General features: G+C 55.8%; 16 protein-coding genes. 7 read left to right on the top strand and 9 right to left on the bottom strand.

Annotation, left to right across the window (positions count from 1 at the left end; genetic code table 11):
• The first annotated feature begins 11 nt into the window (after window positions 1-11).
• Complete coding sequence (selD, locus tag ACXAGA_RS04490; RefSeq protein WP_475116324.1) at window positions 12-2,180, top strand: selenide, water dikinase SelD; 2,169 nt, start codon at window positions 12-14, stop codon at window positions 2,178-2,180.
• On the opposite strand, the gene mnmH is transcribed toward selD, so the two are convergent.
• The 4 genes from mnmH to ACXAGA_RS04470 all read right to left on the bottom strand — a co-directional run bounded on the left by mnmH (window position 2,167) and on the right by ACXAGA_RS04470 (window position 6,874).
• On the bottom strand, window positions 2,167-3,219 hold the full coding sequence (mnmH, locus tag ACXAGA_RS04485) for a tRNA 2-selenouridine(34) synthase MnmH (protein ID WP_475116323.1): 1,053 nt from the start codon (window positions 3,217-3,219) through the stop codon (window positions 2,167-2,169). The genes selD and mnmH overlap by 14 nt on opposite strands.
• 10 nt (window positions 3,220-3,229) lie before the next feature.
• Window positions 3,230-3,943: a metallophosphoesterase family protein gene (locus ACXAGA_RS04480; RefSeq protein WP_475116322.1), complete on the bottom strand. Its 714-nt coding sequence runs from the start codon at window positions 3,941-3,943 to the stop codon at window positions 3,230-3,232.
• Window positions 3,944-4,057: 114 nt separating this feature from the next.
• Window positions 4,058-5,653 (bottom strand): phosphoglycerate dehydrogenase, encoded by a 1,596-nt coding sequence (gene serA / locus ACXAGA_RS04475; protein ID WP_475116321.1) that lies wholly within the window; start codon window positions 5,651-5,653, stop codon window positions 4,058-4,060.
• A gap of 75 nt (window positions 5,654-5,728) precedes the next feature.
• Entirely contained in the window at window positions 5,729-6,874 is a 1,146-nt protein-coding gene (locus ACXAGA_RS04470; RefSeq protein WP_475116320.1) for a phosphoserine transaminase, read from the bottom strand.
• Between the two features lie 221 nt (window positions 6,875-7,095).
• On the opposite strand from ACXAGA_RS04470, the gene serB reads away from it, so the two are divergent.
• The 4 genes from serB (at window position 7,096) to rlmN (ending at window position 10,708) form a co-directional block, all read left to right on the top strand.
• Window positions 7,096-7,971: a phosphoserine phosphatase SerB gene (gene serB, locus ACXAGA_RS04465; protein WP_475116319.1), complete on the top strand. Its 876-nt coding sequence runs from the start codon at window positions 7,096-7,098 to the stop codon at window positions 7,969-7,971.
• Window positions 7,972-8,733: a TSUP family transporter gene (locus ACXAGA_RS04460; protein ID WP_475116318.1), complete on the top strand. Its 762-nt coding sequence runs from the start codon at window positions 7,972-7,974 to the stop codon at window positions 8,731-8,733.
• Window positions 8,734-8,888: 155 nt separating this feature from the next.
• Window positions 8,889-9,416, top strand: a complete 528-nt coding sequence (locus ACXAGA_RS04455; RefSeq protein WP_475116815.1) for an invasion associated locus B family protein — start codon at window positions 8,889-8,891, stop codon at window positions 9,414-9,416.
• 104 nt (window positions 9,417-9,520) lie between these two features.
• Window positions 9,521-10,708: a dual-specificity RNA methyltransferase RlmN gene (rlmN, locus tag ACXAGA_RS04450; protein WP_475116317.1), complete on the top strand. Its 1,188-nt coding sequence runs from the start codon at window positions 9,521-9,523 to the stop codon at window positions 10,706-10,708.
• On the opposite strand, the gene ACXAGA_RS04445 is transcribed toward rlmN, so the two are convergent.
• Both ACXAGA_RS04445 and ACXAGA_RS04440 read right to left on the bottom strand, forming a co-directional pair.
• The gene (locus ACXAGA_RS04445; protein WP_475116316.1) at window positions 10,699-11,175 is read right to left on the bottom strand and encodes a gluconokinase; all 477 of its coding nucleotides are present in this window, start codon (window positions 11,173-11,175) and stop codon (window positions 10,699-10,701) included. The two genes, rlmN and ACXAGA_RS04445, sit on opposite strands and share 10 nt — an antisense overlap.
• Window positions 11,175-12,023: an LOG family protein gene (locus ACXAGA_RS04440; protein WP_475116315.1), complete on the bottom strand. Its 849-nt coding sequence runs from the start codon at window positions 12,021-12,023 to the stop codon at window positions 11,175-11,177. Before ACXAGA_RS04440 ends, ACXAGA_RS04445 begins: the two co-directional genes overlap by 1 nt.
• A gap of 88 nt (window positions 12,024-12,111) precedes the next feature.
• Between ACXAGA_RS04440 and dapD the strand changes: the two genes are divergently transcribed.
• Both dapD and ACXAGA_RS04430 read left to right on the top strand, forming a co-directional pair.
• Complete coding sequence (dapD, locus tag ACXAGA_RS04435; RefSeq protein ID WP_475116314.1) at window positions 12,112-12,939, top strand: 2,3,4,5-tetrahydropyridine-2,6-dicarboxylate N-succinyltransferase; 828 nt, start codon at window positions 12,112-12,114, stop codon at window positions 12,937-12,939.
• A gap of 274 nt (window positions 12,940-13,213) precedes the next feature.
• Window positions 13,214-13,585 (top strand): hypothetical protein, encoded by a 372-nt coding sequence (locus ACXAGA_RS04430; protein ID WP_475116313.1) that lies wholly within the window; start codon window positions 13,214-13,216, stop codon window positions 13,583-13,585.
• Window positions 13,586-13,590: 5 nt separating this feature from the next.
• On the opposite strand, the gene ACXAGA_RS04425 is transcribed toward ACXAGA_RS04430, so the two are convergent.
• From ACXAGA_RS04425 to ACXAGA_RS04415, 3 genes are all read right to left on the bottom strand, one after another.
• Window positions 13,591-14,640, bottom strand: coding sequence for a transporter substrate-binding domain-containing protein (locus ACXAGA_RS04425; RefSeq protein ID WP_475116312.1), 1,050 nt, complete (start codon window positions 14,638-14,640; stop codon window positions 13,591-13,593).
• A gap of 62 nt (window positions 14,641-14,702) precedes the next feature.
• Window positions 14,703-15,782, bottom strand: a complete 1,080-nt coding sequence (locus ACXAGA_RS04420; RefSeq protein WP_475116311.1) for a Hint domain-containing protein — start codon at window positions 15,780-15,782, stop codon at window positions 14,703-14,705.
• A complete protein-coding gene (locus ACXAGA_RS04415; RefSeq protein ID WP_475116310.1) occupies window positions 15,782-17,362 on the bottom strand; it encodes a Hint domain-containing protein in 1,581 nt (526 codons plus the stop codon). Before ACXAGA_RS04415 ends, ACXAGA_RS04420 begins: the two co-directional genes overlap by 1 nt.
• Between the last annotated feature and the right edge of the window lie 203 nt (window positions 17,363-17,565).

The following is a 17,565-nucleotide window of genomic DNA, read 5'->3' as shown; positions in this document are numbered from 1 at the left end:
AAGTCGCATTGATGCAAAACGATATTCCCCTGACACGCGATTTGGTTTTGATTGGCGGCGGACACGCACATGCTTTGGTTTTGCGTATGTGGGGCATGAAGCCAGTGCCGGGCGTACGTGTCACGGTCATAAACCCCGGTCCAACCGCGCCATACACAGGGATGTTGCCGGGGTTCGTTGCGGGCCATTACACACGAGATGATCTGGACATTGATCTGGTGAAACTGGCCCGTTTTGCGGGCGCGCGGATCATTATGGCCAAAGCGACCAGCATCGACATCGAAGCGCGAAAAATCGCGATCGAGGGGCGCCCGCCGATCAATTATGATATTGCGTCGATCGATATCGGGATCACAACAGATATGCCCGACATTGACGGTTTCGCCAAATTCGCGGTGCCGGCCAAACCGCTGGCGACCTTTGCCCAGCGATGGGATGCTTATCGTAGCACAGCATCAAACCCCAAAGTTGCCGTTATAGGCGGCGGCGTTGGCGGGATCGAATTGTCTATGGCAATGGCCCATGCGCTTCGCGGTAAAGATGCGACTGTGTCGATCATTGATCGTAGCGATATCGCAGGCGAATTTGATGAAAAGCCTGGCGGTATTTTGCGCCGCGAATTGACCGATCTAGGTATCCAGTTGTTTGACAACGCGTCGGTGCGGTCTGTGCATGAAAACGGCGTCGAACTGGAAAATGGTGATCAGATCGAGGCGGATTTTGTTGTTGGCGTTGCAGGGGCGCGTGCGCATGGGTGGCTGTCGACCACTGGGTTGGAGCATCAGGACGGATATCTGACGGTTTCCGAAACCCTGCAAACCAGTGATTTGAATGTCTTTGCCGTGGGTGATTGCGCCAATCTGGTCTATGATCCACGGCCCAAAGCAGGGGTTTTCGCGGTGCGTGCTGCACCGATCTTATATCATAACCTTTCGGTCGCGCTGCGCGGGAATACGCTGTCGCCGCAGATGAAATCGTTCAATCCGCAAAAGGATTACCTCAAACTGATTTCATTGGGGGACAAAGCCGCGCTGGGCGAAAAATTCGGGCGGATCATCAAAGGCGGCTGGGTGTGGAAATGGAAAAACCACATCGATCTGTCTTTCATGCGCAAGTTTTATGAACTGCCCCTTATGGCGGCTCCAAAAATACCGCGAAACGCCGCGCAGGGCGTGGCCGAAGCGCTGGGTGATCAACCGATGTGCGGGGGATGCGGATCCAAAGTTGGCCGCGCAGCATTGGGGGATGCGCTAACGGCGCTGCCCGCGCCGACCCGCGATGACGTATCGTTTCTGTCGGGCGACGATGCTGCTGTGATCAGGGTCGACAATACGACTCAGGTCATTAGCACAGATCATTTGCGCAGTTTCATCGAAGACCCTTATGACATGGCGCGGATCGCTGCTGTTCATGCGTTAGGGGATGTTTGGGCCATGGGGGGCGATCCGCAGGCGATGACCATGACGGTGATCCTGCCGCGACGGTCACCCGAATTGCAGCAACGCATGTTATCCGAAATCGTCGCTGGGGCCTCTACGATCGCCAAAGCCGCGGGCGCAGAAATCATCGGCGGTCACAGCTCTGTGGGGGCAGAGTTGACCATTGGTTTTACCGTGACCGGATTGTGCGACAGCACCCCGATCACATTGCAAGGCGCACAAGCGGGCGATGCGATCATTTTGACCAAACCTATCGGGACTGGCGTGATTATGGCAGCGGACATGCAGCGCCAAGCACGCGGAGCCGATGTGACCGCAGCCCTGTCACAAATGATCGAACCCCAAGGCATGGCATCGCGCATATTGCGTGATCACGCCCGCGCTATGACAGATTTGACGGGCTTTGGCATCGCTGGGCATCTATCGGGCATGTGCGATCATTCAGGTGTCGGTGCTGAACTGAAAACAGACTCTATTCCACTGCTAAATGGCGCTTATGCGCTGGCGGAAAACGGTATTCGTTCCAGCCTGTGGAATGAAAATCGGGCCAGCGTAGAGTCTATTTTCGGCAAACAAGGCCCTGTTTTCGATCTGCTGTTTGATCCGCAAACAGCTGGCGGTTTGATGGCCGCCGTTCGCGCCGATCAGGCCGAAGAGATTCAGAAAAAACTGTGGCTATGCGGGCACCACGCATCGATCATCGGGCATTTCACGGAAACCCCGGGGATCAAAGTGATTTGATGATGTCCGCCAGTTGCGCCGCCGCAGCGGCCTGACCTGTATCGGTCAGGTCCGCAGGTTCAATCGTATGCAAAACTGTTGGCGTGTGAACTGCGCGGGATTTGGCGTAGGACGGATCGTAATGGTCCTGCATCAGTGCGGCGGCAAATCCGTGCATGTCGCCATCCGCGAACAGTTGTTCCCATTTGTCTACGGTCGCGTGGCTGCGGTGTTGGCGCAGAGGCTGTAGCCGCGCCATCAGGCGGTCTGTGTCATTTGATAGATCGCTATAGGTCGCCGCCAGATAGCGCGCCCGTTCGTCCAGTGGCACACTGATATCCACGCGCGGCGCGGCGCACATGGCGGACCACAGGCTGGGCGGGACGTTGATTTTGCCGATCTTGCTGCTTTCTGCTTCGATCACCACAGGTCGGGTGGGGTCCATGCGGGCCAACGCGCAGGCAATCGTCGATTCAAACGCCTTTTGATCGGGCTGACCGCCTGCCATGCCGCCTAACATGGACCCGCGATGGTGCGCTGCGGCCTCTAGGTCCAGAATTTGAATGCCGTGGTCTGGCAGTCGTTGCAGGATATCTGTTTTCGCGGTGCCCGTGTTGCCGTCCAACAGAACAACGCGATGCAGCAGCGGTTTTTCGTGCAGGTCCTCAAACACAAACCGTCGATAGGTGCGATATCCGCCTGCGATGGTATCCGCGCGCCAGCCAATTTGTTTCAGGATGATCGCGACCGATCCAGAACGCTGCCCACCGCGCCAGCAATAGACCAAAGGTTTCCAACTGCCGTCTTTCTCAGCGAGCGCCGTTTCCAGAAGATGCGCCACATTGCGCGACACAATCGCCGCGCCGATTTTGCGGGCGTCAAAGGGGCTGACCTGTTTGTAGATTGTGCCGACCTTGGCGCGTTCTTCGTTCGACATGGCGGGTAGGCTGATCGCGTCTGGTACGTGGTCTTCGGCGTATTCAGCGGGCGACCTGACGTCGATCACGGTATCAAACCCGTGCGACATCAGATCGGTTAGCGATGTGAACTCAATCGGCATTATGCGCCCCTTAGGACGTGGGCAATAGCGCCTGTCGTCCGGTTTCGGTCAGGATATAGCAGTCTTTGCCACTGAATACCGCAGGAACGATGGGGCGGCCATAGCCTGCGCCTGCGTCCAAATCGATGCGGTTGCCGAAATGGGTGGGATGGTCCAGCGCGGTATGCCCATGAACGATCAGTTTAAAGTGTGGATCGGTGTAATCCAGATACCCGTCACGGATCCAGATCAAGTCGTCTTCGTCCTGATCTTGCATGGCGACGTTGGGTTTGATGCCCGCGTGCACAAACAGCAGATCATCGGTTTCAAACCACAGATCGCGGGACGACAGAAACTCCATATGTTCTGCGGGAACGGCGGCGCGCGCCTGTTCCAATACATCCGCCGCATCAGGATCAACGCCATAAGATGCCAGCGTTTCGCGTCCGCCCAGCGACGGGTTCAGCCACCCTTTGCCAGACAGGATGCGTTCGTCATGTTCGATGCCTTGGGTCACATAGAGCACAAACATGCGGTCGTGGTTGCCGCGCAAAACGGTCCAATTTTTGCCCGCAGCGACGCCATCAATCAGTTTTTGCACAACCGCGCGGCTATCAGGGCCGCGGTCGGTGTAATCGCCCAGAAAAACAATATGGGCATCGGGCCCGCCGTCTGCGTCGATCATGGCCAAGGCTTTATCCATCTGTTCAATTTGGCCGTGGATGTCGCCAATCGCGTAAATCATATGGGTCTTTCAAATGTCTTTGGTCTGAACCTAAGTCGATAGTGTCCCCTGTCACGGGGTAAAACAAAAGGGGGCGGAAAACCGCCCCCTTGAATTCATCTGAACCTGTGTGCCTTAGGCAATATCAAAGGTCAGTGGTTTGACCTGTTTGAATTTGCCGGTCGCTGCCAGCGCGTCCAGTGTCGCGTCGTTCAGCGCATCGTCAACATACAGCAAAGCGATGGCTTCGCCGCGTGCTTCGGAACGGCCCAAGGTGAAGTTTGCGATGTTCACGCCATTGTCGCCCAGAACCGAACCCAAGGTACCGATGATGCCTGGTACGTCTTCGTTCGTGGTGTACAGCATGTTTTCGCCAACTTCGGCGTCCACGTTGATGCCTTTGATCTGGATGAAACGTGGTTTGCCGTCCGAGAATACGGTGCCTGCAACCGAACGTTCTTTGGCTTCGGTGACAACGGTCACTTTGATGTAGCCTTCGAATGCGCCCGACTGGTCCTGAGTCGTGGTCGAGATTTTCACACCGCGTTCTTTTGCGATCACTGGTGCGGAAACGACGTTCACGTCAGGGTTGCCCTTTTTCATGATGCCAGCAACCACAGCCGAGGTCAGAGCAGCCAGGTTCATGTCCTGAACTTCACCATCGTACAGGATGTTGATCGCTTTGATCGGCTCGTCGGTCATCTGACCGATAAAGTTACCCAAGTGAGTCGACAGTTTCACCCATGGGCCCATGACTTTGGCTTCTTCTGCGGTCACGGATGGGGTGTTCAATGCGTTCGAAACAGCGCCGGTCAGCAGGTAGTCAGCCATCTGTTCTGCAACTTGCAGAGCAACGTTTTCCTGTGCTTCGGTGGTTGCTGCGCCCAAGTGTGGGGTACAAACAACGTTCGGCAGGTTGAACAGTGGGTTTTCGGTTGCTGGCTCTTCCGAGAATACGTCGAATGCAGCGCCGGCAACGTGGCCCGATTTCAGGGCTTCGGCCAGTGCAGCTTCGTCTACCAGACCGCCGCGTGCACAGTTGATGATGCGAACGCCTTTTTTGGTTTTCGCGATGTTTTCAGCCGACAGGATGTTGCGGGTGGAATCGGTCAGCGGAACGTGCAGCGTGATGAAATCAGCGCGGGTCAGCAGCTCTTCCAGCTCGACTTTTTCAACGCCGATTTTGTCTGCGCGTTCTTCGGACAGGAATGGATCGTATGCAACGACCTTCATTTTCAGGCCCTGTGCGCGGTCGATCACGATCGAACCGATGTTACCTGCACCGATAACGCCCAGCGTTTTGCCGGTCAGTTCAACGCCCATGAACTTCGACTTTTCCCATTTGCCAGCGTGGGTCGATGCCGACGCTTCTGGGATTTGACGTGCAACAGCAAACATCATTGCGATTGCGTGTTCGGCGGTGGTGATCATGTTGCCGAACGGGGTGTTCATGACAATGACGCCCTTTTTCGAAGCGGCTTCTTTGTCGATGTTGTCGGTGCCGATACCAGCGCGGCCGATGACTTTTAGGTTGGTCGCAGCAGCGATGATTTTGTCGGTCGCTTTGGTTGCCGAACGGATCGCAAGACCGTCGTACTGGTCGATAACAGCCAGCAGAGCGTCTTTGTCTTTGCCCAGCTCGGGGCGGAAATCTACCTCAACGCCGCGATCTTTGAAGATCTGAACAGCTGCGTCGGACAGTTTATCGGAAATCAGAACTTTGGGGGCCATGATGGGCTCCTTCCACAGTAGATAAGGATAGGGGGAATAGGCGCGGGGATGGGCCCGCGCCCGAAATAAGATCGATTAGGCTTGCGCTTCGATTTCAGCGTTGAACGCGTATTCCAGCCAAGGCAGCATTGCGTTGATGTCAGCGGTTTCAACCGTTGCACCAGCCCAGATGCGCAGACCTGCTGGCGCGTCGCGGTATGCGCCGATGTCCAGTGCGATGCCTTCTTTTTCCAGACGTTTTGCAACAGCTTTGGCGAATACAGCGCCGTCTTTGATGCGGTCGTCGGTGAATTTCAGGCAAACCGAAGTGTTCGAACGGGTCGCTGGGTCAACAGCCAGGTTTTCGATCCAGTCGCGGGTTTCGCAGAAATCGAAAATTGCCTGAGCGTTGGCATTCGCACGTGCGAACAGACCTTGCAGGCCGCCGACTTCTTTGGCCCAGTCCAGAGCGACCAGATAATCCTCAACCGCCAGCATGGATGGCGTGTTGATGGTTTCACCACGGAAGATACCGTCGATCAGTTTGCCGCCTTTGGTCAGGCGGAAAATTTTCGGCAGTGGCCATGCTGGGGTGTAGTTTTCCAGACGCTCAACAGCGCGTGGGGACAGGATCAGCATACCGTGTGCTGCTTCGCCGCCCATAACTTTCTGCCAAGAGAAGGTTACGACATCCAGTTTGTCCCAAGCCAGATCCTGTGCGAATGCGGCCGAGGTCGCATCACAGATGGTCAGACCAGCGCGGTCTGCAGGGATGAAATCGCCGTTCGGGACGCGAACGCCCGACGTGGTGCCGTTCCATGTGAACACAACGTCGTTGTCAAAGTTCACTTTGGTGAAATCAACGATTTCGCCGTATTCAGCGGTGTGAACGTTGGCTTCGATTTTCAGCTGTTTCACAACGTCGGTGACCCAGCCAGCGCCAAAGGATTCCCAAGCGACCATTTCAGCAGGACGTTCGCCCAGCAGCGACCACATAGCCATTTCAACCGCGCCGGTGTCGGACGCAGGAACGATGCCGATGTGGTAGTCAGCAGGGATGCCCAGAATTTCACGGGTGTTTTCGATGGCTGCTTTCAGCTTTTCTTTGCCGATAGCTGCGCGGTGCGAGCGGCCCAAAGGCGCATCAGCAAGCTTGTCCAACGAAAAGGTGGGGATTTTGGCGCATGGGCCAGAAGAAAAACGCGGATTGGCCGGACGCGTTGCCGGAGCTTCGATAGCCATAGGTGTTACCCTCTCAGATATATGCCCTACGTTGGGGTAGGGTGTCCCACGGCCGGACATAAGGCCCAGATGCTGCGCCTGCAATAGGGAAAATGACGTCAAAACCCGACAAGGTGTCGCATTTGAACCTGCGGTGACCACTATCGGAAACATCAGGGCGCTTGGCAGGGGTAACGCGATGTGCGAAACGGGGCGAAACCGCACAAATTCCGGAGCCGACAATGTTCACCGTCAGCCTTTTGACCGCCGCATCGAACCCAACCCTAGAATCAGCCATGGTTGATGCGCTGCGCAATGCATGGGGTGGCGGCGACGCGACCGTTTTGTCGACAGGAGAGGCCGCCGAATTCGAAGTGCAGACCAAACCGTCGAATTTCTGGGATGTCTGGAACGACCTGCAGGCGCAAAAGATTGATCTGGTGATCCAGCCATCTGCGAACCGCCGCAAAAAGATGCTGCTGGCCGATATGGACAGCACGATGATCCAACAAGAATGCATCGACGAACTGGCAGCAGAGGCAGGCGTTGGCGAACGCGTTGCCGACATCACCAAACGCGCGATGAACGGCGAATTGGATTTCAACGGCGCATTGGAAGAACGCGTTGGTCTGCTGGCGGGGCTGGATGAATCGGTCATCGAAAAGGTTCTGAACGAACGCATCACCCACATGCCGGGTGGCCGCGAATTGGTTCAAACGATGAAAGCCAACGGCGGCTATGCGGCGCTGGTATCGGGCGGATTTACTGCCTTTACCGCGCGCATCGCATCGGAATTGGGCTTTGACACCAACCGCGCGAACACTCTGATCGCTGAAAACGGCAAACTGACGGGCAAGGTTGGATATCCAATTCTGGGCCGCGAAGCCAAAGTTCAGGCGCTGGAAGAAATCACCGCAGAACTGGGCATTTCTGAATCCGATGTGATCGCCGTTGGCGATGGCGCGAACGATCTGGGGATGCTGGGCCGCGCGGGCGCGGGCGTTGCGCTGCACGCCAAACCCAGCGTTCAGGCGGAATGCGATATCCGCGTCAACCACTGTGATCTGTCGGCGCTCTTGTTCCTTCAGGGCTACGCGCGCGAAGATTTCGTGTCCTAAATGATCGAAGTTTCGGTCGAGGTTCTGATTCTTCTGACCAGTGCGGCTGTGATCGCGGGTTTTGTCGATTCCATCGCGGGCGGCGGCGGTTTGATCACCGTGCCTGCCCTGATGATCGCAGGCATCCCGCCCGTCGCCGCATTGGCCACGAACAAAGTGCAGGGCCTGTTCGGCGCAGGCATGGCCGCGTTCAGTTATGCGCGGCACGGCCATGTTGATCTGAAAAAACAAATGCCTGCTGCGCTCATGTCCTTTGCCGCGTCGATCGCGGGGGCGCTGTTGGCCAGCCACCTACCGACCGACGTCATCCGTCTGGGCCTGCCTGTTCTGTTGATCGCGGTGGCCATGTTTTTCGCATTCCGCCCCGGCCTGAACGACATCGACCGACAGCAGCGCATCACGATGGGCGTGTTTATCCTGACCTTTGTGCCGCTGATCGGGTTCTATGACGGGCTCCTGGGGCCAGGCACGGGCGCGTTTTTCATGGTCGGATTCGTGGCATTGGCGGGTTACGGCGTGCTAAAGGCGACGGCGCATACGAAACTGTTGAACTTTGCCTCGAACGTGGGGGCAACGCTGGCCTTTGCGCTGGTGGCGAAACCGCTGTGGATCACGGGGCTGTGCATGGGCGCGGGGCAAATGCTGGGCGCTTATCTGGGGTCGCGATTGGCCATGCGGGTCGGGTCCAAAGGCATCAAACCGGTGCTGGTTGTTGCGTCGACCGCGATGGCGATCAAATTGATCTGGGACGCGGTCGCCTGATTTTGGCGAAAAACCGCACATAACGCCCAAGTTATTTGGTGTTTCCCAAACTAGCCGTTTATTGTTATGGCTACTTTATCGGGTACATCCGCCTCGAATATCGCCGTCAGAGCGTTAGGGGCAAAGAGGCAAAAGACAGCTTGGAGGCTGCAGACATGATTTCGTCTTTGATGCGTAGCGTGGGTTTGGTTTTGGCGCTGGGAACAGCAACGGTTGCTGCCGCCCAAGATTCGAACAACCGCGTAGCTGCAAACACTGACTGGAGCGTTTTCGAAGGCACCGACCCGCGCGAGTGCTGGATCGTTTCGGCTCCGAAGGAAACGGTAAACACCCGCGATGGCAACGTGGTTGCTGTGCGTCGCGGTGACATTCTGTTGTATGTTTTCTTCCGCCCTGCATCGGGTGTTGCGGGTCAGGTGGCTTTCACCGGCGGATATCCGTTCGCGTCTGATAGCACCGTAAATCTGGAAATCGGCGGTACCAATTTCGACCTGTATGTTCAGGATGAATATGCGTGGCCTGCTGATGCCGCAGCAGATGCATCTATTGTGGCCGCGATGAAAGCAGGCGCAAACGCGACCCTGACCGCACGTTCGTCACGCGGCACCGTGACCCGCGATACATTTTCGCTGCTGGGCTTTACCGCGTCCTTGGACGAGGCACAGCGCCGCTGCGCAGGCTAAGACAGGCGCCAGTCGCGCCGTTTTGAATACATTGGGGCGGAATTCTTTTGAATTCTGCCTCGAATCCTATATGAGCACCGCTTATCCGAAAATTCGAGGCCGCCATGACTGCCACCGCTCCGATTACCCAAGACGTTATGACCATCCCGCGCAAAGCGGCAGATGGCGCGAAAAATTTGGCCGGTATGACCCGTGACCAAATGCGCGAGGCTTTGGCCGAAGCAGGCACGCCTGAAAAACAGCTGAAAATGCGCGTCAATCAGCTGTGGCAGTGGGTCTATCACTGGGGCGTAACCGAATTTGATGTGATGACCAACCTATCCAAAGATTTCCGCAAAATGCTGTCGGAAAACTTTGTGATCGAACGCCCTGAACTGGTCACCAAACTGGTGTCCGAAGACGGCACACGCAAATATCTGGTCCGCATCGCAGGCGGCCACGAAGTTGAAATCGTCTACATCCCCGAAGAAGGCCGCGGCACCCTATGTGTGTCGTCGCAGGTGGGCTGTACACTGACCTGTTCGTTCTGCCACACCGGCACCCAGAAATTGGTGCGCAACCTGACCGCGGCGGAAATCGTGGGTCAGATCATGCTGGCGCGCGACGATCTGGACGAATGGCCAGAACCAGGCACAGGTACGGGCGACGATGGCCCCCGTTTGCTGTCGAACATCGTTCTGATGGGCATGGGCGAACCGCTGTATAATTTCGAAAACGTGCGCGACGCGATGAAAATCGCGATGGACGGCGAAGGTATCGCCTTGGGCCGCCGCCGTATCACGCTGTCAACCTCGGGCGTTGTGCCTGAAATCGCCCGCACCGCCGAAGAAATCGGTTGTCTGCTGGCCGTGTCTTTCCACGCCACCACCGACGAAGTGCGCGATGTTCTGGTTCCAGTGAACAAAAAATGGAACATCGAAAAACTGCTAGAGGCACTGCGTGAATATCCAAAGGCGACGAATTCTGAACGGATCACCTTTGAATATGTGATGCTAAAGGACGTGAATGACACGGACGAAGACGCGCGCCGCTTGGTCAAATTGCTGGACGGCATTCCGGCCAAGGTGAACCTGATTCCATTCAACGAATGGCCAGGTGCGCCGTACCAGCGTTCGTCGAACAACCGTATCCGCGCCTTTGCGACGATCCTGATGCAGGCAGGCTATGCCTCGCCGATCCGCACCCCGCGCGGAGAAGACATCATGGCCGCTTGTGGTCAGTTGAAATCCGCGACCGAACGCGCACGCAAATCGCGCGCCCAGATCGCGGCAGAGGCTGGTATTCAAAGCTGATACAGCGCTGATTTTACCATCTCTTCGATAGATCCAGAGGCGTCCACGACAATGGGCGCCTCTTCTTTTTCGGGCTCTTCCAGCGTGGCCAATTGGCTGTCGAGTAGGCTGGTCGGCATATAGTGATCTGTGCGTGCCGCCATCCGCGCGCGGATCGTTTCGGCGTCCACTTTGGGATACACAAACACCACATCGGGCGCATAGACGCGCAGCAGGTTGCGATAGCCGCGTTTCAGCGCCGAACAGGCCAGAACGATCGGGTCGTTTCCAGCCAACTCTGCCCCGCAGGCCTGCAACCATGGCCAACGCATATCGTCGTCCAACGGTTTCCCAGCAGCCATATGCGCAACGTTCTCTGGCGGATGCAGCCCATCGCCTTCGACAAAGACCGCCCCTAGGGCATCCGCCATCGCCGCGCCCAAGGTCGATTTGCCCGACCCTGAAACGCCCATCACAACAATGCGCATCAGCGACCCGGAATAGCGTCGCGGGTTTCGCCAGCGTGAGCCCAGTTTTTCAATGCGTCGATGGCCTCTTCGGCGGTATCCACGAATCGGAACAGGTCCAGATCTTCGGGGGAAATCGTGCCCGCGTCGGACAGTGCGTCCCAGTTCACGATTTTCTGCCAAAATTCTTTGCCGAACAGTAGGAACGGCACTTGTTCCATGCGGCCCGTCTGAATCAGGGTCAGGGCTTCGAACATTTCATCCAATGTGCCGAAACCGCCTGGGAACACACAGATCGCTTTGGCGCGCATTAGGAAATGCATTTTGCGGATCGCAAAGTAGTGGAAATTGAAACACAGCTCTGGTGTCACGTATTCGTTTGGCGCCTGTTCATGCGGTAGAACGATGTTCAGGCCGATGGATTTGCCGCCTGCGTCCACGGCGCCGCGGTTGCCTGCTTCCATCACGCCGGGACCGCCGCCGGTGACGATCACGTTTTCACGTCCGCCGGTTTTCAACGATTCTTCGGTCATGATGCGGGCAAAGGTGCGGGCTTCGTCATAGAACGCCGACAAATCCGCCAAAGTCTTGGTACGAGCGGTGTCTTTTTTATCGGGTGCAGGAATGCGCGCGCCGCCGAACATGACGATGGTGCTGTCGATGCCTGCGTCGTCCATGTCCAATTCGGGTTTCAGCAGTTCCAGCTGCAACCGCACGGGGCGCAATTCTTCGCGGCACAGAAAATCATTATCGGCAAAGGCCAAACGGTACGTCGGCGACCGCGTTTGCGCTGTGTCGGGCACATCCACCACGGCTTTGCGGTCTTGTCCGCTGTTGCGTAGGGGGTGGCGGCGGTGGTCTTCGGTCATCTACTCGTCCCGTTTGTTGCTCTTTGATGGGGAAACAGTTTATATCCCCGCAACCGTCTACAAAGCACAGATAACACCAAGAGGCCACATGTCGAACGCTCAGCTAGAAGCCGCAATCGAATCCGCGTGGGAAGCCCGCGACACCATCACCCCAGCCACCACTGGCGAACAGCGCGAAGCGATCGAAGATACGCTGAATGCGCTGGACAGCGGCGCCCTGCGCGTTGCTGAAAAACTGGAAAACGGCGATTGGCACGTAAACCAGTGGGCAAAGAAAGCCGTCCTACTGGGTTTCCGCATCAAAGACATGGAACTGCAAGAAGGCGGCCCGCAAGGTCACAACTGGTGGGACAAAGTCGACAGCAAATTCAAAGGCTGGGGCGCTGAGGAATTCAAAACCGCAGGTTTCCGCGCTGTTCCTAACGCTGTTGTGCGCAAATCCGCGTTCATCGGCAAAGGCGTGGTTCTGATGCCATCCTTTGTGAACCTGGGCGCATTCGTTGACGAAGGCACCATGGTTGATACGTGGGCGACCGTTGGGTCCTGTGCGCAAATCGGTAAAAACGTTCACCTGTCGGGCGGCGTTGGCATCGGCGGCGTTCTGGAACCAATGCAGGCTGGCCCAACCATCATCGAAGACAACTGTTTCATCGGCGCGCGTTCCGAAGTCGTCGAAGGCTGTATCGTTCGCGAAGGTTCGGTTCTGGGCATGGGCGTTTACATCGGCCAGTCGACCAAAATCGTTGACCGCGAAACCGGCGAAGTCATGTATGGCGAAGTTCCACCATATTCGGTCGTGGTATCCGGTTCGATGCCATCGAAGAACGGTATCAATCTGTACTGCGCAGTTATCGTGAAACGCGTTGACGAAAAAACCCGTTCGAAAACCGGCATCAACGAACTGCTGCGCGACTAAGCAAAAAAAACCCGCAGGTTTTTGGGGAACCTGCGGGGGAATAAGTAGGTCACGGATGGACGGAAGTGTGTCCGTGACCGCTGAAAGACTGAAGCGACGTTATGGGGACCCATTCTGATAATAACAACCAAGAATGGAGAGCATCACGCCTCGACCCCTTAACTTTACGTTGAAAGACACGGCAAAGGCGATTGCCCAAAAGTGCAAAGCCGTGGTCGCATTCGTATAGGGTGTCGAAAGTTTACACCGCACTAAGCGGTCGCAGGGCAAGGAAATGACCATGGCGAAAAAAGACAGCAAACAACAGGTCTACACATTGGTCGTGCAGGTCGGCCGCAAGGATGGCGATGGTTTGCCAGAGGGCAGCACAGGCGCCGCGCTGATGTGTTACTCAAGCGGCGTGGACGAGGCTGAAGCTGTCCGCGAAACCGTTGCAATTCTTAAACAAGCTGATCTGAGTCCGCTGGATGTGACCGGCTATGGTAACCTGTCCGACCGCGAGGCAGCGGGACATGATATTGACGATGACGAACGTGAATTGATGGAACGTGCGCTAGCAGAAAACAGCGTCATCGTTGCACAGATGACGCCGTTTTTCGGTGACGAAAATTTGCGTGATATCGAAGGCGAAGTGCCAAACGCCTGAGCGCGTTATCGCGCTCCGAACCAGTCGCGATAAATGGCATCATAGGTGCCGTTTTCGCGCAGGGTTAGCAAGCTGCGGTTGATTTGTTCACGCAATTCGCTGCCCGATGGCAAGATGATGCCATAGTTTTCGGGCACCAGATTGTTTCCAACCAATTTGAATTGACCTGCACCGCGTGTCTGAGCGTACCAAGCCAGAATAGGCGCATCGAAAACCACCGCATCCAGTTCGCCGTTTTCAAGCGCTGCATACATCGATTCCAGTTGATCGTAGCGAATTGCGGTTACTTCGCGGCGGTCCAAAAATTGGTCTGCTGTCGATCCTTGGATCGTGCCGACGCGTTTTTCGTACAAGTCATTCACGCCTGTGATTTTTGATTGGATCGCTTCGACTGTCATGACGGTCGTGATTTGCGCCACGAAAATCGACACGATGAACAAAGACGACACCACCAGCACAACGGCAAACATGCGGCCCAAAATGGTTCGGGGCATCCGTTCTTCGAAACCGCCATTGACGACCAGATTCAGCGCCCACCAAAAGGATGGAAAGGCCGCTTCTTTGAAAGTGCCATGAAAATAGGGTTGGGCTTTGCGTTCCAGCAACCACATGACGGCCCCGCCACCGAACAAAAGACCAATTGCGGCGGCAACTGCGATCATCACATCACGGGAAAAAATGGCCGACCAAACCGATCCGGCGCTGCCGTCAATCGGGGCCAAAATCCGCAATCCAGATTCGAAAACAGGTTGGGAAAAATCCATGACCTCTTCGCGTGATGCAGTGATCGAAATATTGGCGATGGCTGCATCGACTTCGCCATTTTCGACCAGGGACAACATTTCACCAAAACTGTCGACACGGCGGAATTCGGTTTCATCGCCCAATTCGGTCGCAATCGCATTCCAAAGGTCGATGGAAAACCCAGTGTCGCCGCCATCGGTGTCTGGCATGGAAAAAGGTGGGCGCGTGACGGTTGTGACCGTCAAGGTTTCGGCAAATGCCGGATGGCACAGCAAACCGAACAGCACAAAGATGCCGCGTAGTAGTTTCATATTTGTGTCCCCGATATCCTTGGGTATTGGGATACCTGTCTTTTAGGCGACACGCAACAAAGTCACCTTAGTGGAATAAGCAATGCTTCGAAATCGCGCAGCTGCGGGGTGTCCAAACTTGTCGCATGTGGCACCAGTTCGATCGGCACATCGCGCAAGATTCCAGCACGAATGACGGCAGGGTTCGCATGGAAAGGGGCGGGGTTTAGCGTCGGCGCGCGCACTCCGGACAGGGATATCACATCATGGTGATCTAGCAGCAAGTGGTAATAGGTCACCACGTCATTGCGTTTGTCGATAATGATTTCGCTGTCGTCTACCAGATGACCGATTTCCGCCAGAACGTGTTCTTGGTTGAATAGGTATTCGATTTTTGACCCAGCCAATTCGATCTGCTGCGTCGCACCAAAACCGATATCCGTCGTAGCCCCATAATAGGGCGCGCGAATGATCCGTGGCGCGAACCGTCCGCGGGCGGGCAGTGTTTGTTCGACCACATAAATGACCTGCGCCCTGCCGCCATTTGCTGTGTGAAGTGACGTGCCGGGTTTGATGTCTTTGACCTTTTGGCGGCCGGTGGTTGTTTCGACGACGGCATCACCAGATAAACTCGCAGGCAATCCGACGGGTTCGATCGTGTTTGCCATCGCAAAAAACTGCGTGGTTGGTCCCAGTCGCGTATGCGCGGATTGGGTAAACATACGATCCGAATCCAGTAGGGATAGCGGCATAGGCCCCTGTAGATCGGTGAAAAATTCGTCACCTGCACAGCTGCGCGCAGCCAACATGCCCGTGCGGTTTTGACTGTCCCACGTATACCAGATCGTCGCCGTGCCTTTATGCGTGGCCAAGGATGTAGGCAGTTCGTAGGAAACCGTCGATGGTCCCATTGACATCATCAGATGAACGGTACCGTCATCGTCTAGGGCGATGCGGAACGAGCTATGCCAAGGGGCCGAAGCCGCATAGCGAAGCATATTTTGCCGCACGTGATCGGGATCAATCGAACATTCGATGACAATTGTGCCGCGCGTGAACAGCGCATTGGCCTTTAGCTTTAGCGGACCCTGACGCGAGGCATCTAACCCCCGCGGAGCAAACCGGCCTATGCCGTGTCTATCCCGCAGGCCGATCCACGCCATTACGCGACACCTGCCAATAATTGCGCTTCGTAGGATTTAAGCGATAGCCGTGCCGAAGGTCCGTATCCCAACCCGGTTTCGGGGGACAATTCTGGAAACAGCGAACAAATTTCATCCAGAACGTCTTTTTCAAAGCAATCTTTTGTCTGAGGGCCGGGGTGAAAGCTTTCGGTGGCCAAGCCTTCGGAAAAGACGACTTGGTGCGAATCGAACAGGATATGGTGGTAGGTGACCATTCCGCCCGAAACGGGCCGGATCGTTTGATCGTTGATTAGATCTTTGGCTTTGACCAAGACTTCGTCTTCGCCAAACAATAGGGCGGCTTTGGTGTCTTTTAGCAAAACGCGGTGCTGTGGGGATACCATCAGGCGTTCATGAAGACCCAAGGCGCCTTTTTCGATCATGATCGGGGCCAGATTACCTGTCGCAGGGACCGTACGGCTGCCAACCCAACGCAACGGCTGTGGGCCGTCGTCTAATGTTATGACCCAGTCACCGGCTTCCAGATCTTCGACGGGGACCATGCCGCGCATGGTTTCGATACGCGTTCCCGCCACGAAACAGGGGATGACGTCCAAATTGACGATGCCGGTCGAAACAGCAATTTCGTTCCCGTTTTCGAACGAAGACACCTGATAGGTAAAGGCGATATCTTCGGCATCGGAATCTGCATCAACGGTGATCGTTCCGTCTGCATTCAGCGTGACAACTTGGCCGGTCGATAAGGTGACGGTGCTGCCAACGGTGACGTTCTGTCCGTTGATCTGCGTGATTTGCAGCGTACCGGTTGTTTGATTGGTATCATTCGCCAGCAGATCCAACGTTTTACTGCCGTCGATGAACATTGTTTCATCGTCGAGTTCGGCAATCAGATAGGTTTGGCCCGAACCTGCCGCGATCAGAACATTGGAATCGTAATTGTAATCGGTCACATCGGCGATACCGACGCGGATCGTGTTCACTTCGCCCGAATTGACGGGCATGTTCAGCGTCAGGGTGACCGTAAACCCGTCCATTTCGGTGTTGTATTGGTCACCGGTGTTGTCGACGTATAGGTTTTCTTGGCTGGTGCCGCTTACGTTTGAAACGGATGTGGACCCGTCCCCAACCGTGATCGGAATATGTTCGCCGTTAACCCAAACGCCCACAACGTCGTTGAACACCGACCCTGCGTATTCAGGGTATTCATCCGAACTGAACACAAAGCTTAGGGTCATGACGTCGCCATCAGGGACGAAAGACACATCAATCCAGCTGGCGTCGTAAGTGGTCGTGCCCGCGACTTCGTTAAAATCGGCGTTGTTATTTACACCGTTTGTGTTGCCGGATGTGTTCGTGGATGTGTTGGATTGCCAACGGTTGCTAGTGGTAAAGGACGCGGCATAACCGGTCGACAGGATCACACCTGTGTCCGACGGAGCCACACCGCCCGTCAAATCGCCGTTCGTATAGATTGCCGAAGAATTGTTATCTCCGGTGTACGATGCCGATACAACTGTGACGCCATCGCCGAAAATGGTTTCGGCCATCTCCATCGCAGATGCATTGGTATCGTAGCCTATCTCGCGTCCACGTACCATTTTTATGCCTCAGCCCCAGCCAAGGTCAGCGCAGATTCGGTCGGTCTTTGCCGACTTCACTATATATTGTGGCTATTCCTGCTCGCCACGGACCATATATGGTCTGCCCTGCCTCGGGTCATTCTTATGGGTACAAGTTATGATCCGTTTGAGAATTTTGTTAACCTTTTTGGGCGTTTGGCTCCCCATGTGGCGAAACTGTG

The sequence above is a fragment of the Marivivens sp. ABH4_498 genome, from assembly GCF_056160585.1.
This window is presented reverse-complemented; position numbering and strand designations above follow the sequence as displayed.